Source organism: Alphaproteobacteria bacterium (assembly GCA_017302575.1).
GTDB lineage: Bacteria > Pseudomonadota > Alphaproteobacteria > Rickettsiales > UBA3002 > JAFLDD01.
Window position 1 is genome coordinate 227,507 of record JAFLDD010000001.1, and the last position, 25,141, is coordinate 252,647.

The 25,141-nt window shown below is 50.6% G+C and carries 24 protein-coding genes; 13 read left to right on the forward strand and 11 right to left on the reverse strand.

Annotated features, from left to right (window positions below; genetic code table 11):
• Positions 1 to 3: 3 nt before the first annotated feature.
• The 4 genes from J0M34_01170 to J0M34_01185 form a co-directional block, all read right to left on the reverse strand.
• Complete coding sequence (locus tag J0M34_01170; GenBank protein MBN8542856.1) at positions 4 to 378, reverse strand: DUF721 domain-containing protein; 375 nt, start codon at positions 376 to 378, stop codon at positions 4 to 6.
• On the reverse strand, positions 375 to 989 hold the full coding sequence (locus tag J0M34_01175; GenBank protein ID MBN8542857.1) for a ribonuclease HII: 615 nt from the start codon (positions 987 to 989) through the stop codon (positions 375 to 377). The genes J0M34_01170 and J0M34_01175 overlap by 4 nt, the downstream gene beginning before the upstream one ends.
• The gene (locus tag J0M34_01180; GenBank protein MBN8542858.1) at positions 989 to 2,527 is read right to left on the reverse strand and encodes a lytic transglycosylase domain-containing protein; all 1,539 of its coding nucleotides are present in this window, start codon (positions 2,525 to 2,527) and stop codon (positions 989 to 991) included. The genes J0M34_01175 and J0M34_01180 overlap by 1 nt, the downstream gene beginning before the upstream one ends.
• 112 nt (positions 2,528 to 2,639) lie before the next feature.
• Positions 2,640 to 3,479, reverse strand: coding sequence for a uracil-DNA glycosylase (locus J0M34_01185; GenBank protein ID MBN8542859.1), 840 nt, complete (start codon positions 3,477 to 3,479; stop codon positions 2,640 to 2,642).
• Between the two features lie 78 nt (positions 3,480 to 3,557).
• Between J0M34_01185 and J0M34_01190 the strand changes: the two genes are divergently transcribed.
• The 3 genes from J0M34_01190 to J0M34_01200 all read left to right on the forward strand — a co-directional run bounded on the left by J0M34_01190 (position 3,558) and on the right by J0M34_01200 (position 5,776).
• Positions 3,558 to 3,845: a hypothetical protein gene (locus J0M34_01190; protein MBN8542860.1), complete on the forward strand. Its 288-nt coding sequence runs from the start codon at positions 3,558 to 3,560 to the stop codon at positions 3,843 to 3,845.
• Entirely contained in the window at positions 3,838 to 4,044 is a 207-nt protein-coding gene (locus tag J0M34_01195; GenBank protein ID MBN8542861.1) for a hypothetical protein, read from the forward strand. The genes J0M34_01190 and J0M34_01195 overlap by 8 nt, the downstream gene beginning before the upstream one ends.
• A 139-nt stretch (positions 4,045 to 4,183) precedes the next feature.
• Positions 4,184 to 5,776, forward strand: a complete 1,593-nt coding sequence (locus tag J0M34_01200; GenBank protein MBN8542862.1) for an electron transfer flavoprotein-ubiquinone oxidoreductase — start codon at positions 4,184 to 4,186, stop codon at positions 5,774 to 5,776.
• Between the two features lie 2 nt (positions 5,777 to 5,778).
• On the opposite strand, the gene J0M34_01205 is transcribed toward J0M34_01200, so the two are convergent.
• On the reverse strand, positions 5,779 to 6,393 hold the full coding sequence (locus tag J0M34_01205; protein MBN8542863.1) for an NYN domain-containing protein: 615 nt from the start codon (positions 6,391 to 6,393) through the stop codon (positions 5,779 to 5,781).
• Between the two features lie 267 nt (positions 6,394 to 6,660).
• Between J0M34_01205 and J0M34_01210 the strand changes: the two genes are divergently transcribed.
• Genes J0M34_01210 through J0M34_01225 form a run of 4 tightly spaced genes read left to right on the forward strand, consistent with a single transcriptional unit; the run spans position 6,661 to position 8,303 of the window.
• Complete coding sequence (locus J0M34_01210) at positions 6,661 to 6,963, forward strand: hypothetical protein (GenBank protein MBN8542864.1); 303 nt, start codon at positions 6,661 to 6,663, stop codon at positions 6,961 to 6,963.
• A gap of 37 nt (positions 6,964 to 7,000) precedes the next feature.
• Positions 7,001 to 7,573, forward strand: a complete 573-nt coding sequence (locus J0M34_01215) for a sigma-70 family RNA polymerase sigma factor (protein MBN8542865.1) — start codon at positions 7,001 to 7,003, stop codon at positions 7,571 to 7,573.
• Complete coding sequence (locus tag J0M34_01220; GenBank protein ID MBN8542866.1) at positions 7,563 to 7,865, forward strand: hypothetical protein; 303 nt, start codon at positions 7,563 to 7,565, stop codon at positions 7,863 to 7,865. The genes J0M34_01215 and J0M34_01220 overlap by 11 nt, the downstream gene beginning before the upstream one ends.
• On the forward strand, positions 7,866 to 8,303 hold the full coding sequence (locus tag J0M34_01225; GenBank protein ID MBN8542867.1) for a periplasmic heavy metal sensor: 438 nt from the start codon (positions 7,866 to 7,868) through the stop codon (positions 8,301 to 8,303).
• Between the two features lie 51 nt (positions 8,304 to 8,354).
• Here the strand turns inward: J0M34_01225 and J0M34_01230 are convergent, their stop codons facing one another.
• Positions 8,355 to 8,552: a hypothetical protein gene (locus J0M34_01230; protein ID MBN8542868.1), complete on the reverse strand. Its 198-nt coding sequence runs from the start codon at positions 8,550 to 8,552 to the stop codon at positions 8,355 to 8,357.
• 82 nt (positions 8,553 to 8,634) lie between these two features.
• On the opposite strand from J0M34_01230, the gene J0M34_01235 reads away from it, so the two are divergent.
• Both J0M34_01235 and J0M34_01240 read left to right on the forward strand, forming a co-directional pair.
• Positions 8,635 to 10,419: a tetratricopeptide repeat protein gene (locus tag J0M34_01235; protein ID MBN8542869.1), complete on the forward strand. Its 1,785-nt coding sequence runs from the start codon at positions 8,635 to 8,637 to the stop codon at positions 10,417 to 10,419.
• A 1-nt stretch (position 10,420) separates the two neighbouring features.
• Complete coding sequence (locus tag J0M34_01240) at positions 10,421 to 11,263, forward strand: 4-(cytidine 5'-diphospho)-2-C-methyl-D-erythritol kinase (GenBank protein ID MBN8542870.1); 843 nt, start codon at positions 10,421 to 10,423, stop codon at positions 11,261 to 11,263.
• Here J0M34_01240 and J0M34_01245 read toward each other — a convergent pair.
• The 3 genes from J0M34_01245 to J0M34_01255 form a co-directional block, all read right to left on the reverse strand.
• Positions 11,256 to 11,993 carry a thioredoxin domain-containing protein gene (locus J0M34_01245; GenBank protein MBN8542871.1) on the reverse strand — a complete coding sequence of 246 codons (738 nt, stop codon included), beginning with the start codon at positions 11,991 to 11,993 and terminating at the stop codon, positions 11,256 to 11,258. The genes J0M34_01240 and J0M34_01245 overlap by 8 nt on opposite strands.
• A gap of 66 nt (positions 11,994 to 12,059) precedes the next feature.
• On the reverse strand, positions 12,060 to 13,412 hold the full coding sequence (locus tag J0M34_01250; GenBank protein ID MBN8542872.1) for a M48 family metalloprotease: 1,353 nt from the start codon (positions 13,410 to 13,412) through the stop codon (positions 12,060 to 12,062).
• Between the two features lie 24 nt (positions 13,413 to 13,436).
• Positions 13,437 to 15,998 (reverse strand): Rne/Rng family ribonuclease, encoded by a 2,562-nt coding sequence (locus J0M34_01255; GenBank protein MBN8542873.1) that lies wholly within the window; start codon positions 15,996 to 15,998, stop codon positions 13,437 to 13,439.
• 370 nt (positions 15,999 to 16,368) lie between these two features.
• Here J0M34_01255 and J0M34_01260 point away from each other — a divergent pair, with 370 nt between their 5' ends.
• From J0M34_01260 to mnmA, 4 genes are all read left to right on the forward strand, one after another.
• Positions 16,369 to 17,541 (forward strand): N-acetylmuramoyl-L-alanine amidase, encoded by a 1,173-nt coding sequence (locus J0M34_01260; GenBank protein ID MBN8542874.1) that lies wholly within the window; start codon positions 16,369 to 16,371, stop codon positions 17,539 to 17,541.
• 11 nt (positions 17,542 to 17,552) lie between these two features.
• Entirely contained in the window at positions 17,553 to 20,225 is a 2,673-nt protein-coding gene (locus J0M34_01265) for a penicillin-binding protein 1A (protein ID MBN8542875.1), read from the forward strand.
• Positions 20,225 to 21,341, forward strand: a protein-coding gene (gene prfB / locus J0M34_01270; GenBank protein ID MBN8542876.1) for a peptide chain release factor 2 whose coding sequence is annotated in 2 segments (ribosomal slippage) — positions 20,225 to 20,293 and positions 20,295 to 21,341 — 1,116 coding nt in all. Because the reading frame shifts where the segments join, the coding sequence is not laid out codon by codon here. Before J0M34_01265 ends, prfB begins: the two co-directional genes overlap by 1 nt.
• A gap of 39 nt (positions 21,342 to 21,380) precedes the next feature.
• Entirely contained in the window at positions 21,381 to 22,496 is a 1,116-nt protein-coding gene (gene mnmA, locus J0M34_01275) for a tRNA 2-thiouridine(34) synthase MnmA (GenBank protein ID MBN8542877.1), read from the forward strand.
• On the opposite strand, the gene J0M34_01280 is transcribed toward mnmA, so the two are convergent.
• Entirely contained in the window at positions 22,493 to 22,990 is a 498-nt protein-coding gene (locus J0M34_01280; GenBank protein ID MBN8542878.1) for a hypothetical protein, read from the reverse strand. The genes mnmA and J0M34_01280 overlap by 4 nt on opposite strands.
• Positions 22,990 to 25,095 carry a hypothetical protein gene (locus J0M34_01285; GenBank protein ID MBN8542879.1) on the reverse strand — a complete coding sequence of 702 codons (2,106 nt, stop codon included), beginning with the start codon at positions 25,093 to 25,095 and terminating at the stop codon, positions 22,990 to 22,992. Before J0M34_01285 ends, J0M34_01280 begins: the two co-directional genes overlap by 1 nt.
• Between the last annotated feature and the right edge of the window lie 46 nt (positions 25,096 to 25,141).

A 25,141-nucleotide genomic window follows, 5' to 3' on the forward strand; every position in this document is an offset into this window, starting at 1 on the left:
AATTTAGAGTGGTTTATGTGACTTGTCACTCGTCATATCTTCTGCGTGTATAATGATACGATCAATTGCCTTAAACCCTGTGTAGCGTGCAATTTGTTCGATGATTGCGTTGGCGCGATAGGTGATTTCTGGCGCTAATTCTGGTGCAACACTCAAATGTAGAACGCCGCCTGTTGCATCAGCTTTCGGGAAAATTACTTTCTTGGGCTGCATCGATTTTGCAGCGTCATGACCGACAATTTCACCCCAATCGCGCATGAGTTTTATTGTGAAATTTCCTTGCGCATCGAGCATGGGTTTTGTGGTGACTTTGACCACTTCATCCAGCGTGCGTGGGAAGAGGCGGCGCTTGCGATAGGTAGGTTTGGTCGTTGTCATACAGCGCGCTTTGCAAGCGCTGCGCGAATGGGCGCGAAGCTTTGGCGGTGAATCGGCAAAATGCCATGCTCAGCAATTGCCTGTTGGTGTTTGGCCGTGCCATAGCCTGCGTTCGTATCAAACCCGTAGTCTGGGTATTGCTCAGCATAGGCATTCATGATGCGGTCACGCGTCACTTTTGCAATCACGGAAGCGGCGGCGATTGATGCGCTCTTGGAATCTCCTTTCACAATCGCAGTGGCAGGAATGGCAAGTGCAGGAAGTCGGTTGCCGTCAATGAGTGCATAAAGCGGGGTAACGGGTAGGGCGGCCATTGCGCGCTGCATGGCAAGTTCAGTTGCGCGCCAAATATTCAGGCGGTCAATTTCCTCAACGCTTGCTTCACCGACACCGACGTGGCAGGTCGCCATGATGGTTTCGTAAAGTGCTTCGCGGGCATTGGCGGTAAGCTTCTTACTATCATTAAGCCCAGAAGGGAGTTCGTGTGCTTTGAAAATAACGGCGGAGGCGACAACAGGCCCAGCCCAAGGGCCGCGACCTGCCTCATCAATCCCGCAGACGGGGCTGACGTTACATTCTGCTTCGATAAAAAACGAAGGTGTAATGCTCATTAGCTCTGTTTGTAATGTGGCCACGCGCCTGCAGCAAGAGACTGCAGGGTAATGGATTGTTCGCCCATCAGATGTTGATAGACCCAATAATGTGCCAGCACCTGCACAACATAGTTGCGGGTTTCGCTGTAGGGAATCGATTCGATGTAGAGCAATGGATCATCCACATTGCGGGTTAGGCGCGCCCACGAAGCAACGGCGCCAGGGCCAGCATTGTACGATGCGATGGCGTGAATCCAGCTACCATTGATGTGCGGTTCGCGCATCAGCATTTGGATGTAGGCCGCGCCCAAGCGCACGTTTATATCGGCATTTTGCAGACCTGCGCGGCTAACATCGCTCGACGCAAGTTCAGTGCCCAAGCTGCGTGCAATGTGGTTCGCGGTCGATGGCAATACCTGCATCATGCCTACGGCACCTGCGTGGCTTGCAACATTCGGACGGAAGCCAGATTCTTGACGGCTGATTGCGAAAATCATGGCGGAATCAACGGTGGTTTGCACTTCAGCCACTGCTGCTGGCATTGGGTAGGAAGCAAATAATGCTTCTTCGTCCGTCAGCTCTTTCATTTTGCTTAAACGTACTTGCAGGTTCGGTAAATTGAACTCGCTAGCGAGTGTCACCATTGCTTTGCGCTCGTGGCGTGGCAGGGTACTGAAGATTGCACGCAGCTCTTCCTCTGCTTCGTTTTCACGGCCAATGCTTGCTAGTGCCTGAGCGCGCAAGACAGATGGTTGACGACGCAGTGAAGAAGGAACGTAAGGTGCTGCTGCCATCCAATTGCCAGAATGGTTGAGCTTCGCGTTTGCGAGCATACCGTAGAAGGTGGTTGGATATTCAGCCGCTAAATCTAGCATGTCTTCGGCGCGATCATTCTCAGCGCGTTCGTACGAACGATGCGCCCAGAAATACGCTGCCGCTTTGTGCCATTCGTTCAAACTGCTGGTGGTTGCGACTTTCTCGAACTGCACAGCCGCTTTGTCGTATGACTTGCTGCGCCATAGGCTCAAGCCATGGTACCAGCCTGCTGGCATCGACTTCGCACCGAGGTGGTCAATGTAGCCTGCGCCACTTAATGGCTTTTCACGTTGCGCCACTTCAGTACGCACACCTTTGCGTGCCGCTAGCGCTGCAATGCGGGCGCGCTGAGGGTGGTCGCTGAATGCGTGCAGCCAATATTTCAGTTCACTGGCTTCGGTTTTATAATCTTCATGCAAGTAGCGCTGCGCGAGGACGTGGCCGAGCAATAGCTGGCTATCAAGGCGCGCAATCATCTCGTCTGCTAGCGCAAAATCACCTTCGGCCTGTGCTTCGTAGATGGCCGTGTAGAGGCCTTCATCATGCGGGGTGAGTGGGTCTGGATGAGCGGTTGCAGTGTAGACCACAGGTGTTGGCTCAGGCGCAGGTGCGGCAACGGGTTCGCGAAGTGTGAGTGCTAGCGAAACCGCTATTACCACTGCAACACTGCTCACGAGTACAAGGCGGTTTTTAGCTTTAAGCCAACGCGCCATTTCTTTTACTGCTCTGCCTTTGTTCATAGTCACTTTTTTATAGTTGGGGGCGGTATATAGCTGTTGCAATGCACCCATGCAACCCTAAAACGCAGAAAAACAATCGGTTTCCACTAATAATCAATGGGTTAACGTAAAATCAAGCGCTTAGCTTGTGGCCAATCGCTTTTAGATGCTGTTTTAGCTGTAAAATGTCAGCCCAGGCCTGCTTTTTAGCCGAGGGTTGGCGCAGCAAATAAGAGGGGTGGTAGATGACATGTACAGGCACTTCGCTATCCATATAACTATTCTTATATGAGAATAGCTGTCCCCGTAAGCGGGTGATGCCCACATTATTGTTGAGAACGGCTTTGGTGGCGGTCCCGCCGACCAGAACAAGCGTATGCGGCTTGATAAGTGCGATGTGCTTTTCCACGAATGGTTTGCAGATCTCTAGCTCTTCGGTGGTTGGGGTGCGGTTGCCTGGTGGGCGCCAGAATAGGGTATTGGTGATATAAAAATTCTCTTTACGGTTAAGGCCAATGAAGCTGAGGGCTTTGTCGAGCAGTTGGCCACTTGCTCCGCAGAATGGTACGCCTTGCCGATCCTCATCTGCGCCAGGTGCTTCGCCAATAAACATGAGGCGGCTTTGGGCGATTCCCTCGAAAATCACTGTGTTTTGCGCAGTCTTCTTCAACGTGCAGCCATTAAAGTTGCGAATGGCAGTGTAGAGTTCTTCAAGCGTGGTTGCGGCGTCTGCGGCGGTGCGCGCTTCGCTGATGATTTGCGCCAAGCTCGCACTAAGGGGGGCGGTTTCGGCATTCACGCTAGAGGTTGGGGCTTTACCATCCTCTTGCACATCCATTTCCAACGGCTGGGCGCTTACCTCAAGCGGTTTGGTTGGCTCGGCCTCTACTGCCTCACTCGCGCCAATCTCCATGAGCCAGTGTAGGGCTTCATAGGCTTCAATATCGGTGGATAAGTTAGGATTGGTTGGCATTTTAGAGGATTTCGTAAACGAATTTTTAACGAATTTTAGCTAATTTGGTAGGTGAGACAAAAACAATACAGGGAAGCTATGTCCGCACAAGAACAATATTACCCCTCCGATATTTCGGCAAAGGCGGTGATTGAATTCACGAAGGCGTTTCGCGCGTTCGCTGATGTGGAATATGCTAAGGCATTATTGGCGGATCCGCGCATGGCGTCGAATCGTGGTCATTTTGCATCCTGTGGTATCAATATGCGTCAGGTGAAAGTAGCGAAAGGTATGTTACCTGCGTCGCTGCCTCTAATGGACGCGCAGCGTAAAGCAATCGAATTCCTAGATGCTCTTGATCATGAGATGGAGGTCACCCGTGGGTAATTTATCAGAAATTGCATGTGCGGGATATTTAGAAGCGTGCGAATTTAACAACAGCATCATTGCAGTGGCTCGCCCAGCTGCTCCTGTGGCTGACACAGTGGTCAATGCTGATAACGATTTCAATAAGGCGCAAGCAAATATTCAAGATGCTATTGCAATAGCTCAAGCGAACGGCCAGAAAATTTCATACATTAGTTAAATTCCCTTCAATTGCTGAGTTAAAGCAATCCACGCGCAACCGTGGTAATGAAGCTTCATCGTAATTTAGAATCACCTCGAATCCAGATTCCTGCTTTCACAGGAATGACAAGCCTTAAGCTGCGTGTTACTCTGCCTAAATGTCCGAATCTGAAATCATGGAATGTGATGTGCTGATTGTTGGGGCGGGGCCTGCGGGTCTTTCTGCCGCGATTCGTCTCATGCAACTTAACCCATCCGCCAATATCATCGTGCTGGAAAAAGGCTCCGAAGTCGGGGCGCATATTTTATCAGGTGCGGTGCTGGAGCCCCGCACGCTCAATGAACTTATTCCTGACTGGAAAGAGAAGGGCGCGCCGCTTCATACGCCTGTGGCCACGGACAGTTTTAGTTTCTTAACAGCATCAAAGCGTATCACTTTGCCCACGCCACCACAGATGAACAATCATGGTAACTATATTATTTCACTTGGGAATTTTGTGCGTTGGTTGGGTGAACAGGCGGCCAGCTTGGGTGTGCAAATCTTTCCAGGATTTGCGGCAGCATCCGCCATCATCGAAGACGGTGTCGTGAAGGGTGTGCGCACGGGCGCGTTCGGTATTGGTAAAAATGGTGAGCAAAAACATAGCTACCAACCGCCGATGGAATTGCGCGCGAAAGTGACGCTGTTTGCCGAAGGGTGTCGTGGTTCGATTTCGCAGCAGCTTATGAAAGAATATGGATTGCGCGATCATGTCAACCCGCAAACGTACGGCATTGGCATTAAAGAGCTGTGGCAGGTTGAACCTGCGAAGCACAAGCTAGGCATGGTCGAACACAGCATCGGTTGGCCGATGGATGCGAAGACTTATGGTGGTTCGTTCTTGTACCATCTCGAAGATAATCAAGTGGCGGTGGGGTTTGTCGTTGGTCTGGATTATGCGAATCCCTATCTCGACCCGTTCAAAGAATTTCAGCGTTTCAAAACGCACCCGAAAATTCGTACGCTCTTTGAAGGCGGCAAGCGCATTTCCTATGGCGCGCGGGCGATTAACGAGGGTGGTTATCAGTCGATTCCCAAGCTCACATTCCCCGGTGGCGCGCTGATTGGTTGCGCGGCAGGGTTTCTGAACGTGCCAAAAATCAAAGGTACGCACACGGCGATGAAGTCGGGCATGTTAGCGGCTGAAGCGGTGCATGGCGGCGACCACACGAGCTATGAGGCAGCGATTGCTAATAGTTGGGTGATGGATGAACTCAAAGGCGTGCGCAATATCCGCCCTGCGTTTCGTTATGGTTTGTGGGCGGGGCTGCTTTACAGTGCACTCGATACCTATCTCTTCCGTGGCAAAGCGCCTTGGACATTCAAGCATCACGCTGATCACGAAGCGTTGCAGAACAAAGATTGCCACCAACCAATCGCGTATCCGCAGCCCGATGGTGTGGTGAGCTTTGACCGTTTATCTTCGGTATTCATATCGAACACTAATCACGAAGAAGACCAGCCAGCGCATCTCACGCTGAAAGATGCAACGGTGCCCATTAACTATAATCTGCAATTTTTTGATGCGCCGGAGCAGCGTTATTGCCCCGCAGGTGTGTATGAGATTGTCGAGGAAGCAGGGGCAAAGCGCCTACAAATCAACGCGCAAAATTGTGTTCATTGTAAGACTTGCGACATTAAAGACCCCAGCCAGAACATCGTATGGACAACGCCTGAGGGCGGTGGCGGGCCAAATTATCCGAATATGTGATTTTACCAAGAATCTGGTTTCTTGATACTGGTGCGGGTGATTACTCTAGAAAATTGGGACATCCTAAGCATCTTGTTATCGATGTGACGTATGAATGATGGGGGAATCGATGCTAAATTCTCGGCAAGTCTTTTATGGGGACAAATAATACCCACCGTTTTGTGAAGTTCTTCTTTTACTATTCTTATCGGCTCAACTAAATCAGTATCGTTCGATACTACTACGGCAACATCATACAAATCTTTCCATCCGTCATTAATGAGATGGCTTGCAAGATTTACATCTGACCCCTTCTCCTCAGCTATTTCTACCTTAACGTAAGAGCGTGGCGGCTCAACCATGCGGCGTGTTTTTTCAGTGTATAGGAAATTACCCCATATTACTTCTACTTCGGGTATAGTCTTAATTGCATTGATATAGGCATGCTGTCGTGCTGATGCGCCTTTTTTTATTTTATCCGAGACACGGGCGCTATAATATTTGATTTTGATAATTTCATTGCCTGGAGCTAAGAGCTTTTCAAACAGCGATTTAAGATCGAGCCATTTGTGATCGGTATCCTTAAGGGCACCGTAATAGAGATTGAACCCATCCACGTAAATATAGGTTCTTTTCATACCTGCTCCAGAAATGGCAAAGGCACCTTTCGGTGCCTTTGCGGCTCGCCGCACGCGACGAGCGGATATACCTGTATAATGCAGATAAATAGTTAAACTAAAATTAACATCAAGCATTATTTATCAGCAAGTCGAATCAGCAGGCCATAATGGACTGATAATGTTGTATAAAAGTTATTTGGTTCCGTTTGCGCAGGGGTTTTGTGATCCCATTCGTATCACTATCAGACGGGGTGCTGTTACCCCGCATATTCAAGGAGTTATCACATGAAAAAGTCTACGACGGTTGCGATTCTTTCGGCGGTATTATTTGCAACGCCTGCATTGGCAGAGCATCATGAAGGCGGCCCAAAAGGCCCCGGTGGTCACCATGGTAGAATGATGGAGAAAATTGACACCGATAAAGACGGTAAAATTTCCAAGGCGGAGCATTTGGCACATGCCGATCAGAAATTCACTGAGATGGACGCGAACAAAGATGGTTTCGTGACCAAGGAAGAAGGCAAAGCGCATTGGGAAGCGAAGAAAGCCCAGTGGGCTGTAAAGAAGGCAGATAAGGCGGCTGAGTAGCATTTAGGCTGACTTTTAGGCAGAAGGTGCTAGCTTCATGCTGATGGTTATTACCAATCAGTCCGACGCCGACGTCATGCAGCGTGTTGCCAGTGGTGATACGCAGGCTTATGCGTCGCTGGTGAAGCAGCACCTTCCACGCGCCTATGCGCTGGCGTATCGCACGCTCATGAATTCGGCGGAAGCTGAAGATGTCGCGCAGGAAGCGTTCACGAAAGTGTGGGTTAAAGCGCGTGATTATGATGCGTCGCGAGCAGCCTTTGCCACATGGCTGCATCGGATCGTGGTGAACCTGTGCCTCGATCGGATACGCCAGCGCAAATACCATGATGGCGACGATGCGTTAGCAATGGTCGCTGATGAACGCGAAAGCTCTGAGTCGCTGGCAAGCAACACGGAGGAGGCTGATTTGGTGCGCGAAGCAGTGTCTGCGCTTCCAGAGCAACAGCGACTAGCTGTATCGCTCTGTTATTTTGAGGAATACACGAATCCCGAAGCGGCAAAGCTGATGGGGTTGCATATTAAAGCATTGGAAGGATTATTGGTGCGGGCACGTAAAACCCTGCGCGAAAAATTGAGTGAGTTGAAGGAGGTGCGTCATGTCGCATGAAGATAAAGAGATGAGAGCGATGCTAGCGTCGTTTGAGGTGATGCCGCCCAGCTATCTGGCGCAGAAAATCATCGCGAATGCGACAGCGTTGCCGCAGCAGCGTGGTCTGGCTGCGATCCTCTCAGGCATGATGGGCCAATCAAATGCAGCGTTTGCCTATAAGGGAATGGCGTTAGCGGCGATGTTGCTTTTGGGTGTCATGACCGCGCAGAACCAAAGCAATCCATATGCAAAACCTACCACAACTGATATGAGTGGCTTTGTGATGGCACAAGGTTGGATGGAGGAATAGATGGAACGCAAGCAATGGATCAACATCGCGCTCTTTGCGTCACTTGGCTTCAACCTGTTTGCTCTGGGCTTTATGCTTGGCAAGCCGCCGCAGCCACCAATGGACCGCAAGCCGCATTTTGAACGCATCCTGCAACAGGTCAAACAACTGCCCGAGGATCAGCGTGCGAAAGTGAAAGAAATTATCAAATTCTATAAGCCTCTAGTGCGCGAGGGCTTTGATGATATGCGTGCTGCGCGCGAGGATTTAGATTCGTTGATGAGAAGCGAAGACTATACACGCGAAGAGTCAGAGATGTTGTTTGCCACCCTCAGTGAATCCGCCGAATATGCGTATGAAAACGCGCAGATGATGATGATGGATATCGCAGACGCTTTGCCGCCCGAGTCACGCGCGTTGGTGATGCCACCGCCACGTGGTGAAGAACCAGCCAAGTAATAAAAAAGGCCGCCAAATTGGCGGCCTTTTCGTATCTCTTATCGGAAGCGATTATCCGTAGATTTGCTGGTACGGAATAGGACGCTTGGTGTTGTCATCCACAACGATTTGGCCATTGTCGAATGCAGCGCCGATGAAGTTAATGCCGTTTTCACGGTCGATAATACGCACAGGCTTTACTTCTTTGCCTTTATATTTGCGCAATTCGGTTACTTCACCGCGCATTTCTGGGTTGTTCTTACTGCTCATAACGTCCTCACGCTTAGGTATTGCTAAATCTGGGCGCGGAATATAGGGTGATTTTCTGAATCCGCAAGACATTTTAGGCGCTATGCAAAGCTTCTCCCTCAAAAAACGGCTCTTATCCAGTGTGGCTGCGGCTTTGCTGATGGTGTCTTATGCCCATGCAGATGAGCCAAAAACGGCTAAGAAGCCTGCCGAAGTCCCTAGTTCTGGCGAAGTATTGGCTGCGCCGAAGGTCAAAACAGGCTTGGCGGGGAGCTTCCTTTCCAGCCGATTTGCCCGCAAACATCAAGATATTGGAGAGGCTTCCAAGTATATTATGGAGGCGCTACAGCACGACCCTAAAAACCAAGATTTGATACATGAGGGTATTCGCCTGCATGTGCTGGCAGGAAACATTCAAGACGCGATTGTCCTCAGCCATGAGCTGGATGCGCTGTATGAAAAAGATCCGCTCATCGTGATTGTGCGTATGTTGGAGCAGGTAGATCGCAAGAATTACAAAGCCGCCAAGCTGACGATTAGCAAAGCACCCGATGGTGGATTGTTTGGTATCATCAAACCCGTAATGGATGCGTGGTTATACATCGCGCAGGGTCAAGTGAAGGGCGAGGTGAATCTCAAGGGCGCGATTGAAAAGTCAGGCTTCTTTGCGCCATTCCTGACCTACCACGTCGCGCTAATGAATGACGTGCTTGGTAAAGAAGAGGCGGCGATTAAGTCCTACAAAAAAGCCAGCGCGGACATTGCGGTTACGCCGTATCGCGTGGTGGAGGCTGTGTCGAATTTCTATCAACGACGTGGGGATTTCAGCAAAGCGCAGAACGTATTTGATATGTATGCGAAGGCGAATCCTGATTCGAATTTAATTCCTGAGCCGATTGATAAATCCAAGAACGTTGCGCCTTTGGTGGGTGATGTGCGCCAAGGTATGGCGGAGATGTTCTTCACCACGGCCAGCATTTTGTTTGGTGAAGAAGCTTCGCAGGATACGTTTGTCTATTTGCGTGCGGCACTGTTTTTACGCCCAAATCTGCCGCCTGCACAGCTTATGCTGGCGAGTTTATATGAGCAGTCTGGCGATTATCAGCGCGCGATTGAAGTCTATGATGGCATTGAGCGTGGTAATGTATTCTTTCGTCGTGGGCAGATTCGCAAAGCACTGAATCTAGAGGCGATGGGTAAGCCAAAAGCCGCACTCGCGCTGCTAAGCAGTATTGCCGAAGATTACCCGCAGGACGAGTCGGCGCTCATCACGAAGGGTGACATTCTGCGTGAGCAGGAAAAATTTGAAGAGGCAGCAAGTGCCTATAGTGCGGCGATTGAACGTATCGGCACGCTCAAGAATACTGACTGGCCGCTACTTTATGCGCGCGGTATTTGCTACGAGCGGGCGGGTGAATGGGAGCAGGCAGAAATTGATTTGCTGCATGCACTGAAGTTGGAGCCTAACCAACCTGATGTTCTGAACTACCTTGCCTATAGTTGGCTTACGCTAAATAAAAACGTTAACAAGGCTCGAGAGTATCTTGAAACGGCTGTAGAAATGCGCCCTGATGATGCACATATTATTGATAGTATGGGTTGGGCATATTATTTGTCTGGGGACTTTAATAAAGCTGTTGAATATCTTGAAAAGTCAGCAGAAATTATTCCTGATGATGCGACGATCAATGACCATTTGGGAGACGCATATTGGCGCGTCGGCCGCCAAACGGAAGCCAAGTTCCAATGGAAGCGCGCGTTGAATTTTAAACCAGAAAATGAAGCGGCTGAGCTGATCAAGAAGAAGTTAAAGGACGGTCTGTCGCCGTTCTTAAAACAGCAGCAATCGTCCAATGGTGTTAAGGACAAACATTTTGCGGCCGAGTAATATGCTAACTACTCACGCACCTGCGAAACTTAATCTCTATCTACATATTCAAGGCAAGCGCGCGGACGGGTATCACCTGCTTGAGTCGCTTGTTGTGTTCACCGAGTTTGGCGATGTGCTAACGGCAGAGCAGGCTGATGCATTGACGCTTTCTATCCATGGCGAATTTGCCGATGCTTCAGGCAACACTGCGGATAATTTGGTGTTGCGTGCTGCGCAGGCATTGCAGTCGGCATGTCATATTTCGCAAGGTGCGAAGCTTACCCTTACGAAGAATATCCCTGTTGGTGCTGGTCTTGGTGGTGGCTCTGCGGATGCGGCGGCGGCACTCAAATTACTGTGCAAGCTTTGGGCGGTGATTCCCTCGCGCGAGCAGCTTCAAACGATTGCTGTAGCACTTGGTGCAGATGTTGCCATGTGTTTGGAGAGTAAACCACTCATCGCGCGTGGTGTAGGTGATGAGGTGGCGCTTCTCAACGAATCTCTCGCGCCATTGCCAATGGTGTTGGTGTATCCGCGCATCCACCTCGCAACGCCTGAGGTCTATGGGCGTTATCAGCATGAATATACACCTGCATCACCCAGCATATCGCGAGCAAATTTTTTGGATGACTTGCGTCCAACTCATAACCAATTACAGCGTGCGGCTATCTCGCTTGTGCCTGAGGTAGCTGAGGTTCTATTGGTGGTTGCTGGCTATCCTCAGGTTGAGATTTCGCGAATGTGCGGTAGCGGCTCAAGCTGTTTCGCTATCACGCACGACATGGCGTCTGCCGAACGTATGGCAAAAGATATAGAACGCCGTTATCCCAATTGGTGGGTAAAAGTGACGCGAACTATTTAAGTGGCGCTACTTTTGCTTCAAGCCCTGCGAAATCAAGCGCGTGTGGTACGAACTCGTTACCAATCACGAGGCTAGGTGTACCCTGAACACCGATTTTGGTGCCTAGCTGGCGCACCGTTTCGATTTTTTCTTGATACTCTGGCTTAGCAATCTCAGCTTTTACATCTGCTTCTTTGAGGCCCACTTCGGCTGCGAACTTGAGGGCGGTTGCTTCATCCGCACGACCTTCAAAGCCCATCATCTTGCTGTGGAATTCGAAATACTTCTCAGGGGCAAGCGCGTGAACGGCAAGGCCGATTTTCGAGTTGGTTTCTGATACAGGGCCAAAGATTGGGAATTCCTTGAAGATAACTTTCACGTCTTTATCTTTTTTCGCCAGTTCGTCGATGGCTTTGAACGCCATTTTGCAAGCAGGGCAGTTATAGTCGAAGAACTCAACTATGACGGCTTTCGCGTCTTTTGAACCAATGAAGGGTGAATTTGGATTTTCATAAAGCGCTTTTTGCACTTCAGGATCTTTGAGGGCTTCGGTTGCGTCTGCAGTTTTTGCTTTGCGCTGGTCCTCTTGCCATTTTTGCACGGAGTCCATGATAACGCTTGGATTTGCCATCAAATATGCCTTGATGGTTTCGTCGCTGGTGCCAGCAGATTGTTGTGGCAAGAAGTGCGCGCTACCCGCACCAATAATAGCAGCGATAACAGCAGTAATAAGAGTTTGTTTGGTTTGCATGGGGATCCTCCGTGAATGGTGGTAATCAAATACGAGTGCTCTAATTAAGCAAGTGAAAAACTATGTTTAGAACAGACTGTTCTTTTTCTGTTCAATCAGTTGTTCACGCGCATCACGTTCAAGGTCATCAATCTGCAAGGCGATGGCTGATTCGCCCTGCACATGGCTGCGCGCCCGCTTAACATGTTGAAGTACGGTTTCAAAATCCCCTTGCAGGGCGGCTTCCTCTGCCAAGGCTGCATAAGAAGTGCCAAGATCGCCGCGCTTACCATATGCAATTGCCAGTTGGCGCCAGGTGAAATCGTTGCTGTCGTCTAGTGCGGTGGCACGCTCAAGCAGTGCAATGGCGCGGCCTAGTAGTGCAGGGTCATCGCGTGCGATAAGGGTTTTTGCATAATCGGTCATAATCAATGCTGAGTCTGGCAACAATACGGAGGCGCGCTGATACGCGGTGGTGGCGCCATTCAAATCACCCGTCTCGAAAAGGATTTGGCCAAGCGTGTCTTGGAAGAAGGGGTCATTTGGTTTTTCTTTGATGAGTTGGCGCATCGCGGCGATGGCTTTCTTCGATTCAGCGGCTCTAAAGTCAGCGATGGCGCGTGCATAGCGTGCGGCAATGTCTTTGCGTGATTCGGGATAAAGCTTACGTATCACATCGCGCGATTCCATGAATGCGGCGAGCTTGGCGACCATGCGTGCGTGCATAGGTACGAATTGGGAAGGCACTTGGTTCTTGGGGATTGTAGATTCCTTGATGTGATTGCGCACTGTGGCGACACGTTCAGAGGTAAGTGGGTGGGTCTGTAAATACGGGTCACGTTTGCTGACGGCGCCAGATTCATTACGGCGCAGCGTTTCGAACATTTCTAGCACGCCAGCCGAGGATATCTCATTATCATCGAGGAATTTGAGTGCCGCATGGTCTGCGGATTGCTCATTGATGCGAACTTCGGTGAAGAAATTGCGCATCGCGATGTTCTGGCCACCCGTAATAATGCCAGCGCCCGCGCTGCCAGCGCCACCTGCAATTGCTGCTGCACCCAGCACCGCACTAATCGCGGAACCAAGTAATGCACGATTCGTTTTGGCGCTGAATTGCGATAGGTGCGCGCCGCTAATGTGTCCTGTCTCGTGGGCGATAACGCCAATCAACATGCCAGGATTTCTCGTTACGCGTATCAAGCCAGTGTTGATGAAAATATTGAGACCACCAGCAACGAATGCGTTTACAGCAGGGTCATTGACGATGAGGATGCGTATATCTTCGGACGGTATGCCTGCGCTTTGAAAAATAGGATTGGCGTAAGCGCGGAGTGTGTATTCGACTTCAGCGTCGCGTATCAAGCCACCTGCATGTGCAATCATTGGCGTAAACGCAGCGATTGCAACGCTAAGATAGGCAATGATTCTGCGTATCATCGAGGGGGCTCCCACGTAGATGATTTAGCCTTCGAGCATCTTGCTCCACCAGCCTTTGCGCTTAGGCTTTTCTTCCTGCGTTGGTGCATTGAGTGGCACGACGGTGTTTGGAATAATGTTCGCAGGTTGAGGTGCGCTTGGCTTCGTGAAATCGCGTAAATGCGGTGGGCGTGGAACGCCTGCCGTATCATCAGCGCGTGGCTCACGAGGAGGGCGTGCCTCACGTTGCTCACGTGGTGCGCGCGGCTCGCCACCTTCTTCACGTGGTGGACGGTTGCGATCACGGTTGTTACGGCCACGACCGCCACGACGGCCACGACGACCGCCACGTTCACCGCGTTCACGGCGTGGTTTACCAGCGCCTTCAGCTACGGGAATTGGGTTGCCCTCTGCATCAAGTGCAGGAGGTTGTGGTTCAGCGTTTTCACGTGGTTCACGCGCTGGGCGTTCGTGACGTGCTTTACTATGGCGATGTGGTTTGTCGCTCGGAGTAGCTTCTTCACCTTCTGCTGCCTCAGCCTCGACCACGTCTTCGTCAGTTGAATCTTCTGGGCCCGCATCATCACTGCGGCCTTTACCGCCACGACGACCACGACGACGCGGCTTTTTATTGCCTTTGCCATCATCATGCGCGACTTCTTTGCCTTCCGCATTCACTTTGATCAGGCGGTAAACACCACTCAACATCGTGTCGTCGGTCAGAATCACAACACGAACATTGTAGCGGTCCTCGATGGCGCGAAGCATATCGCGTTTTTCGTTGAGCAGGTGTAATGCAGCTTCCTGATAGGCAGTCACGCGCAGAGTTACGAACTGGCCAGATGCCGCTTCCTTCTCGAGCGTGCGAACGATTTGGATACCTACAGTCTCTACCGAGTGCACATAGCCCGAACCTTTACAATGTGGGCAAGGCTGACCCATCGCTTCAGCTAGTGATGGGCGCAGGCGTTGGCGTGACATTTCCATCAGACCAAACATGCTGATGCGGGCGATTTGAATTTTCGCGCGGTCTTTTTTGAGTGCATCCTTCATCGCACGTTCAATGGTGCGGCGATTCTTGCCGTAATTCATATCAATGAAGTCGATGACAATCAGACCAGCCAAATCGCGCAGGCGCAATTGGCGGGCAATTTCATGCGCCGCCTCGAGATTGGTCTTGAGTGCTGTTTCTTCGACATTGCGCTCACTGGTCGAACGACCCGAGTTTACGTCGATAGAAATCAATGCTTCGGTTGGGTTGATGATGAGGTAACCACCCGAGCGCAAGCGTACTTGTGGCTCTAACATCGACTCTAGCTGTTCTTCAACACCCATGAGCGTGAAGAGTGGCAAGTGTTCCTTGTGCAGCTTCACTTTGCCTTCGCTTTGCGGCATCAGCATGTTCATGAATTCTTTAGCGTCGTTATACGCCGCTTCGCCTTCGATCACGATGTCTTCGATGTCACTGGTGAACAGGTCGCGCAGTGAACGCTTGATGAGGTTGCCTTCCTCATAAATGAGGGCAGGGGCGGTTGATTTCAGCGTCTGTTCGCGAATCTGGTTCCAGAGCTTGATGAGATATTCATAATCACGACGGATTTCGGCAATCTCGCGGTCGATACCTGCGGTGCGTATAATCACGCTCATACCCTTATGGCCGCGCAGGTCGCTTGCCATTTCTTTCAGGTTGCGGCGTTGTTCACGGTCGGTAATCTTGCGGGAAATGCCGCCGCCCTTTGGCGAGTTTGGCATCAATACGCAATAACGGCCAGCGAGAGAGATGTACGTAGTCAGCGAGCAGCCTTTATTGCCGCGCTCTTCTTTAATCACTTGTACCAATACGATTTGGTTGCGCTTGATCACTTCTTGAATGCGGTAGCGACGATGGAAGCCACGACCACGATCATTCTCGCCACGATCACCGCGTTCACGACGGCCGCCACGGCGGCCACGATCACTACGCTCACCTTCCGCACCGGTGATGCTATCACCATCTGCGGCAGCGCCCTGTGCGTCTTCAGGTAAATCGCTGAAGGCTTCGGCGGGAACGTCGTTGATGTTGGCTTCAGGGGTGAAGTCTGAATCCTCGGGTAGTGGGTCGCTATAGGTAGCGAATTCTGGCGCATCGAGGGATTGGAGAGGTTGGTCAATGCGGTCGGACTCTGTCGCTTCGTCCAGCAGTTCGCTGGCGGGCTCTGAACTAATTTCCGACGGGCCTTCAACGAAGCCATCATCATCTTTTACATAACGGCGGCCTTCACGGGCAGCTTGCTCGCGTTCAAAGGCGGCTTCCTCGGCAGCTTCTTCGGCTTCCGCTTCGGCAATTTGTTCCTCAAGCAGCTTCTGCTTGTCCTCGACGGGGAGCTGGTAATAGTCAGGGTGAATTTCTGAGAAGGGAAGGAAGCCCTGCTTGCCGCCACCATATTCTACGAAGGCAGCCTGAAGGGAGGGTTCAACGCGCGTAATCTTCGCGAGGTAAACGTTACCCTTAATTTGTGATTTTGACGAGGTAACGAAATCATATTCGTAGAGTTTGTCCCCATCGACGATTGCAACGCGTGACTCTTCTGGGTGCACCGCGTCGATAAACATGCGCTTAGTAGCCATGTGTCTCTCCTATCTACAGGAGCCTTGCAATCTTAGGGTCGTGCTAACCACTACGAGCGTGGTTCTTGAGATGCGGCTTTATATAGATTACCCGCCGCTATGCTGGTCGTGGACTAGTCCACCTTCGCGCAACCCCGCACATGATGCTGAGGCTGCTGCATATTTTCCCGTCCGCACGATGCCGCTTTCGCTTTAGGCACCTGATGTTAACTTAACCCTGCCGTCACGTCCGCGTACACCCGTTATGTTTGCATGGGCTCGCAGGCAACAGCCGAATTCCGAGGCCACTATAGGTAGTTGTGCCCAGTGGTGCAACTTCTTTTATTAAGCAGTTGAAGTTCATGATGGTTAGGCTAGGTTCACGACTCTTATGCGTCAGCTTTTTACCCTCATTGTTGGTTTTCTCTTAATACCCGCCATCGCGCAAGCGGATGTGTCGGGCGTTGACGTGCAAATTGGCGCAGATAAAGAGCGTATTATCCTGCATTCGGACGTTCAGCTTGCTCATAAGAAACTCTTTTTGCTCGCGAAACCAGACCGTTTGGTCGTCGACTTCCCTGCGATTAGCGCCCCTAACTTACAATTGCCCACTGATTATAAAGGGCAGGCTATTCAAGGTATTCGTTTTGGGCGGTTTGATGCCCAGACCTCGCGTATCGTACTTGATTTGAAATACCCTGTGACCGTAAAGGGCAGTTATAGTGTGCCTAATGCGAAGGGTGGTGGCTGGCAATATGTGCTCGATATTGCGGGTCAAGCCGGTAATCCCGCACCAAAGGGTGGGGCGATTCCATGGCCGAAGCCCATTTCCACACAGGAAACCCCCGTACCGCCAGCGATTACCCCTAAACCTGCCGCCAAAAAACCCCTTATCGTGATTGATGCAGGCCATGGCGGCCAAGATCCGGGTGCGATTGGTATTAAGCGCAGCTACGAAAAACACATCACGCTTGATTATGCGAAGTCAGTGCGCGACGTGCTGCTACGTAGTGGGCGCTACCGTGTGCTGCTAACGCGCAGTGATGACCGATTCATTATGTTGGGTGAGCGCGTGAATATTGCCCGTAAAGCTAAGGCCGATATTTTCATTTCACTACATGCTGATTCGAACCCACGTAAAGATGCGCGCGGACTTTCGGTGTATACACTTTCGGAAACAGCATCGGACGCAGAGGCGGAAGCGTTGGCGGAGCAAGAAAATAAATCCGATATTATTGGCGGTATGGATTTGCCAAAAGTGGACGAAGAGGTTGCCAATATCCTCATTGACCTCGTGCAGCGCGAGACTATGACCAAATCAGGCGTGCTTGCTGACCATGTGGTCGAGTCGATGCATGATAAAATCAATTTATTGCCGAACCCACATCGCTATGCGGGCTTCCGCGTTCTGAAGGCGCCTGATACACCTTCGATTCTGGTGGAGATTGGGTTTCTCTCCAATCCACAAGACGAACAATTGCTGGGCTCAAAAGAATTCCGAGGATTATTCTCAGGCTCAATACTCAAAGCGCTTGATAACCACTTCGCTGATAAGCGTTCGTGAAGGATTTAGGGATGTTATCACGCATTCGTAGTGTTTTGAAGGTTTCACGGCTTGCTCGTATTCTTGCAACCTTGTTCGCTATTGGTTGTGCAGGGTTTTTGCTGGCGGTGATGGCGATTGCCTTCATTATTCAAAGTTACATGAGTGATTTGCCAAGCGCCGACAAGCTTGCCAATTACGACCCGCCCGTTGTGACGCGACTTTACGCGAATGATAGTAAGCTGATGGCGGAGTATGCGATTGAGAAGCGTTTCTTCTTGCCGCTCTCGGCCATTCCGAAACGTGTGCAGCAAGCCTTTATCGCGGCGGAAGATAAAAATTTCTACGAGCATCAGGGAATTGATTTTTGGGGTCTAGCGCGGGCGATGCGCGAGAATATCACCAATATCGGTTCAGGGCGAAGCATGGTTGGGGGTTCAACCATTACGCAGCAGGTCGTGAAGAACTTTTTGCTGACTTCTGAAAAATCGCTGGAGCGCAAATTCAAAGAAGCCATTCTCGCGTACCGAATCTCGAGCGTGTACTCAAAAGATAAAATTTTGGAATTATATCTCAATCAGATTTACCTTGGCAAAGGTGCGTATGGTGTGGCGGCGGCGTCGGTAGAGTTTTTCAACAAGTCGCTTGATGAGTTGACGATTGAAGAAGCAGCGCTGCTTGCGGCAATGCCTAAGGCTCCATCGAGTTACGACCCTGCAAAGAATTATGACCGCGCGCTTGAACGCAGAGGCTATGTGATTGGCCGAATGTTAGAAGATGGCTTCATCACGCAAGCCGAGGCAGATGCTGCCAATAAAACCCCTATCATCACCAGCCTTCGTGAAAAAGAAGAAGTGGCGCGTGCTGACTTCTTTGCCGAGGAAGTGCGCCGTAAACTGCGCGAGATGTATGGATATGATGTGCTTTATGAGGGCGGATTGTTTGTGAAAACAACGTTGAATCCTGAGTTTCAGGATTTTGCTGATCGCGCATTGCGCCACGCGCTCTTCCTTTATGATCGTCGTCATGGCTATCGTGGGCCGATCGCGCAAATTCCCGAAGAGACAAGTACGTGGGAGCCAGCGCTTGCTCGCGTGATGAAGGAAAAACAAATTAGTCTTTATGATAATCAGGCACTTGCGGTGGTGCTGAGTGTTACGAATCAAAAGGCTGATATTGGTGTGCTTGATCACGGACGCGCACAGATTCCATTCAGCGAAATGCAATGGGCGCAGCGCATGATCAGCGATACGCGCATTGGGCCAGCTATTCGCCGCGCCGACGAAGTGGTGAAAGTGGGTGACGTCATTTTGGTTGAGCCTGCGAATACTGAAACATCCACCTATCGTTTGCTGCAAATTCCTGCTGTGAATGGCGCAATGGTGGTGATAGACCCGCACTCTGGCAAAGTGCTTGCACTGAGTGGTGGCTATTCTTACGCGGGTTCTGAATTTAACCGTGCCACGCAAGCGAAGCGCCAACCTGGTTCGACCTTCAAGCCATTTGTGTATATGACGGCGCTTGAGAATGGGTTTAGCCCAACCTCGATCGTGCTGGATGCGCCGATTGAAATTTCTCAGGGCCCAGGCCTGCCGATGTGGAAACCTAAAAACTATGAAGGGCAGTTTTTGGGGCCAACCACCTTCCGCATGGGTCTAGAAAAGTCACGCAATACGATGACAGTGCGTTTGTCGCAGATGATTGGCATCAAGCGTGTGAAGCGTGTGGCGCAGCGTATGGGAATTTTTGATGAAGCTGTAGTGCCTGATTTTTCGATGGTCCTAGGCTCAAAAGAAACCACACTGATACAACTCACCAATGCCTATGCAATGATTGCCAATGGTGGTCGTCGTGTTGAGCCTTGGTTGCTGGAGCGTATCGATGATCGCAATGGCACAACGATTTTCCGTCGTGATACACGTCAGTGCCCAACCTGTATCGTGGATGTTGAAAATGATTTGAGTACAGAAGCGCCGATTATTCCAGATGATCGTGAAGTGGTTGTTGATCCGCGTGTGGCGTATCAGATGACGTCTATCCTTGAAGGCGCGGTGTCGCGCGGTACGGGTGCGGCCGCTAAGGTGCTTGGCATACCTGTGGCAGGTAAGACTGGAACCACCAATGAATCGCGCGATACGTGGTTTATTGGGTTCACGCCCGATTTGGTGGTGGGTACGTATATCGGTTTTGATACGCCTAAGCCAATGGGTGACAAGGAAACGGGTGGCCGTGTGGCCATTCAAGGGTTTGTAAAGTTCATGCAGCAAGCGATGGATGCTAAGCTGGTGAAAAGTTCTAGCTTCCGTGTGCCTGAGGGGATTCGTGAAATCCCAGTGAATCGTTATACAGGCCAGCCACTATTTGAAGGCGAAGCTGCCGATGGTTCGCAAGTGATTAGCGAAGCGTTCCTGACGGGTGGGCCGATTTTCAAGCCACAGAACGAACTCGAAGAAGAATTGAAAGATCGTCTAGAGAATATGACGAGTGGCGAGATGACAGAGGGGATCTATGACCCTTACGCACCTGAGCAAACAGGTGTCATCGAAGGCGCTGACCCCTACGGCAATGAATATTCGCCAGGCCCAGGTGAAATGGCACCTTATCAGATTCCACAAAGACCGGTTGAAAACCCATCAGACTCTGTTATCGAGCAGGGCTTCGACCCAGACTCGGAAGCAGAAGTAGGCACAGGCGGACTGTATTAATGAGAAACGACGTATCAGCACTAAAAGATAAAATCGAAGCTTCGCAAGCGGTGCTGAGGAGGTGTCTTTGACTGGGACAATCTGCTCGTACGTCTTGGTGAATTAAATACCAAGGCTGAAGACCCAAATTTATGGAATGATTCCAAAAACGCGCAAGCTGTTATGCGCGAACGTACGCGCACGGAGCATTTGGTCTCAACGTTCAACCGAATGGAAGCAGGCAAGAACGACGCGCTGGAAATGATTGCGCTGGCCGAAGTGGAAGACGATCAATCGCTGGTGAAGGAGTCCATTCAACAGCTTGAGAAAATCGCTGCCGATATCGCGCAGCTTGAACTTGAGAGCTTGCTGAGCGGTGAGGCGGATGCGAATGATTGCTTTATCGAGATTCACCCAGGCGCGGGTGGTACTGAATCGCAAGACTGGGCGTTTATGTTGTTCCGTATGTATATTCGCTGGGGTGAGCGCCGTGGATTCAAAGTTGAGATTGTCGATGAATTGGCGGGCGAAGAAGCGGGAATTAAATCGGCGACGATTAAACTGACAGGGCTCAATGCCTATGGCTGGTCGAAGACCGAGTCGGGTGTGCATCGCTTAGTACGCATTTCGCCGTTTGACTCGAATGCCCGTCGTCACACGAGTTTTGCCAGCGTGTGGGTCTATCCTGTGATTGATGATTCAATTCAAATTGAAATCAAAGAGGAAGATTTGAATATTGAAACCATGCGTTCAGGTGGCGCGGGTGGTCAGCACGTGAATAAGACCGAATCTGCCGTGCGCATTACCCATGTGCCAACTGGTATTGTGGTGAAGTGCCAAGCAGGGCGCAGCCAGCATGCGAATCGTGCCGAAGCCTATAATATGTTGCGCGCACGCTTATATGAGCGTGAATTACAAATTCGTGAAGCGGCGGCTAACGCGCTCAACGCCAGCAAGACCGATAATGCGTGGGGTCACCAGATTCGCTCCTACGTGCTGCACCCTTATCAAATGGTCAAAGACCTGCGCACCGAGGTGGAAACCAGCGATACGCAAGGGGTGCTCGATGGCGATATTGATAGGTTTATCAATGCCTCACTCATGAATCGCTTGAAGGGCCAGACCGAAAGAAGCTAGGTTTCTTGCAAATCCTGAGCGATTTGCTAGGTAAACGCCATGAATTCATTAGGTTTCAATAAGCAGCCCAAAGATACGCGCGTGGTGGTGGCCATGTCGGGGGGCGTTGACTCGTCCACCGTGGCGGCGATGCTGCATGAGGAAGGTTATGAGGTTATCGGCATCACGCTGCAGCTTTATGACTATGGTGCGGCGGTTGGCAAAAAAGGCGCGTGCTGCGCAGGGCAAGACATTCACGATGCGCGCCGTGTAGCCGATAGTTTGGGCATTCCGCATTATGTGCTGAATTACGAATCGAAATTCAAAGAATCGGTGATGGATGATTTCGTTGATACCTATCTCAGTGGTGCAACGCCGATTCCGTGCGTGCGGTGTAACCAGTCGGTGAAGTTCAAGGATTTACTGGCAACGGCACGTGACTTGGGCGCAGATTGTATGGCGACAGGACATTACGTGCAGCGTGTTGAACAGAATGGGCGCGCCGAGCTGCGCCGTGGTGCTGACCCCGATAAAGACCAGAGCTACTTCCTGTTTGCGACGACGCAGGAGCAATTAGACTTTCTGCGATTCCCGCTTGGAAAGCTCACGAAAAAGGAAACACGTGCCTTGGCTGAGAAATACCAACTCGCGATTGCCGATAAGCCGGATAGTCAGGATATCTGCTTTGTGCCAACGGGCGGCTACGCGAAGGTGATTGAGAAGTTGCGTCCAGGTTCGAGTGATCCGGGAGAGATTGTACATCTGGATGGCCAAGTGCTTGGCGCACACCAAGGTATTATTCATTACACGGTTGGGCAGCGCAAAGGCCTCGGCATTGGCGGTACGGAAGACCCGCTTTACGTACTGAAGCTGGATGCTGAAAAGAAGCGTGTCATCGTTGGGCCGAAAGAGGCGTTGGCGCACCCTGAATTTACCATCAAGGAATTGAACTGGCTTTCGGATGCGCGCAAAGAGATTAGCAATGTTCGCGTTAAAATGCGTTCGATGCAGTCACCTGTCACGGCAGATATTCTCGGTTTCTCCGAGCAGAAGGCGACGATTAAACTGCATACGCCCTACGAGGGTATTGCGCCCGGTCAGGCCTGCGTGATTTATGAGGGCGATAGGGTTCTAGGTGGTGGGTGGATTACGACTGAACACTTATCAAAGTATTAGCGCCGATCTTCTGGATTTGCGTTGAAGTTATCGACTTCTTTTCCCCACTCGCTGATGATGCGGTCTTGCATGCGCTGCAGGCGTGCAATTTGATTTTCGTGTAACACATTGATGAAGCCCTGCGCGAATGCGGGAGCGGCATACACCAAGAGCCAGCCAAAGCCTGCTGCGGCATAAATAATTAGCCAGTTTAGTGTATCGCCCATGACGATTTGAATCTCAGCTTGCGCGGCGCCATTTTTGATAATTTGGCCAACAAAAGGAAGCGTGCCTGCAAGATTGCACGCAAATACGGTATGGAATGTGTAGCGCTGCGCACTACGATCAAGGTAGTAAGCGACGATCGATGGCAGGATCGACAGAATGAAAAACACGAATCCTGTGCGCATAAAGGCAATCAGGAATATGCTCAGAATAATCAGCGCAAAAGAGAGCCGTTTGCTGCGCTTCTCAATGTTTGCCTGAGCGGCTTGGTCTTTCTTCTTTTTTGCCATTACCACCCCATGAAATCGGAAAGAACGAAATAACTAATGATACACAAAATACTATAGGCAATTGTTGTCGATATTTGACCGCCAAAATGCTTTGAGTAGCTCGTTATCACCTGCTTGTTGCGTAGTCGTTCAATGCGGCTTTTATTCATGGCATGCAGGCTAATCGCCATCGCGAAACCGTCTTGGTCTCGGCTGACGGCGTCACGATTGACGATGATCGATACCACATCACCCAATATTCCTTCGCTTGCGGCCGGCTTCAATTCCATCTTCATGCGCTTGCGAATCACGCGGTTATGTACTTCGTCCATTAAGCGCTCAATGCGCATTCCAGCCCATGTTGAAAGACCGACCAGATAGAGTTTGTCGTGTTTTTGTTGTGCTTTGTTCAGCAAGCGTAAAATAATCAGCTCTTGATTGCGTGCTAGATTGGGCATGGAATTCAAGTCGTTGAGTTTGATTTCCTTCGCCATGTCAAGCTTACTTGCGACAAACGCGGCGATGTGGCGATCCACGAAGCTAGTATCAGGCGCCATTTGTGGAGCCATCGCATCCAGTGTTTTGAGCAAATCAATCAGATTAGTAATATGGTATTTCTTCACGAGTGGTGACTGACATGGCAGCGTGGGGTTGAGGTCATACAATACACGCTCTAATCCGAAACCAAGCTGTTTCATTTTAACATAAGGACGCACGCGCTGTAGGCGGAAGATGGCTTGCGAAAGTTCTGGGGACTTGGTGTTAACGGAAAGCATGGACCAATAATTGGGGATGTCCTGCTCGATGGCATCAAGCAATTGATTCATTTCCATCGGGTTACCTTGACGCATGAATTCGGCGAGCTGTAGGCCAAACCCTTCGGGTCTTATCGATAAACTCATGGTGCGGATAGGCGCGTTCGGATCTAAAATCGCCAGTAGGCGCGTCATCATGTCGGTATTATGTTTTTCGGTACTGGCGCCACCGCCGATGCGCAGAATACGTTCGATCTTTTCGCTTAGTTCAGGGCGGTGCAGACTCATTTCACACCAGCGATCAATTTTGATGTTCTTGACTTCCTTGAGCGCTTCTTTCCAGTTGCGGTGGAGTGCATTCGCCAATGATTTGCGACTGAAATAATCAATGTGTGCAAAGCCTAGTGGACGCGCTGACTCACGCGGGGCGGGGGGAACGATCATGTTAAAGCGTTTACCTTCGAGCCACGCATTAAGTTGGTCTAGACCCCAGCGTTCACTGATATTGTCGTTCAGAATGCCACGGAAGAAATCGGCAAATGCGTCGGAGAAATCGATATTGTTCGAGAGTACGTGGTAAATACCAACATCGAGCGCCATGCGCACGAACTGCTCTTTAGGAATTTGTCTGGCCTTGTCGAGCCCATAAATCAAATCATAGGCAAGCATGCCGAGTGCATAGACGTCGGATTTTTCATCACCCGTACCTTTGCCGATAGGGTCGCACATTAAGCGTTCTAGCGGCTCATAAATGTAGTTCTGAAAGTATCCTGACGGTGCGGATACGCACTCGCTTAATACGATCTCATCTCCCAAAAAGATAGTGTCAGGGTTGATGCTACCATGAACGATGCCTTTATCGCGAAGCGCGATGAGGGCTTTACATAGTGGCCTAACGATATTGTCGATTGTGCGGCGTTCGGGGATGCGCGGCGTGGCTTTTAGAATCTCGGTGAGCGATTGGCCTGCGGGCTTGTCGCATAATATGACTTGGCGAGATTCCTTCAGGTGGCTGAGCCTCACGGTCCCACTACCTAGAATCATCGACAAGTGGGGATGCTGGAAATTCAATAATTTTTCAGCAACATCGGTGCGGTAGGGCATCGTGTTGTCCAACACCATCGCATATATTTTGCGATTGGGGTTGGTGCTGTCTGTCACAGCGTAGGCTTTGGCTAGCGCATGATCTAATGATGGAAGAGGGTTATTGACGTGAATGGTGAAGCGACCTTCTTCCAATTCGTCTTGGTCGCTGCCGCCTAGTTCATAGTTTGTACGATAGTCTTTAAGCAGGTCTGCAAGACCCGTCTCCACACGCTCTTCGATGAGCGGGAGATCGTCCTCTTCTTTTTGTGCGACTGCTGGTGACATACATGTCTTCCATTATTTTCTTTCACTATAGCGAAAGAATTACACT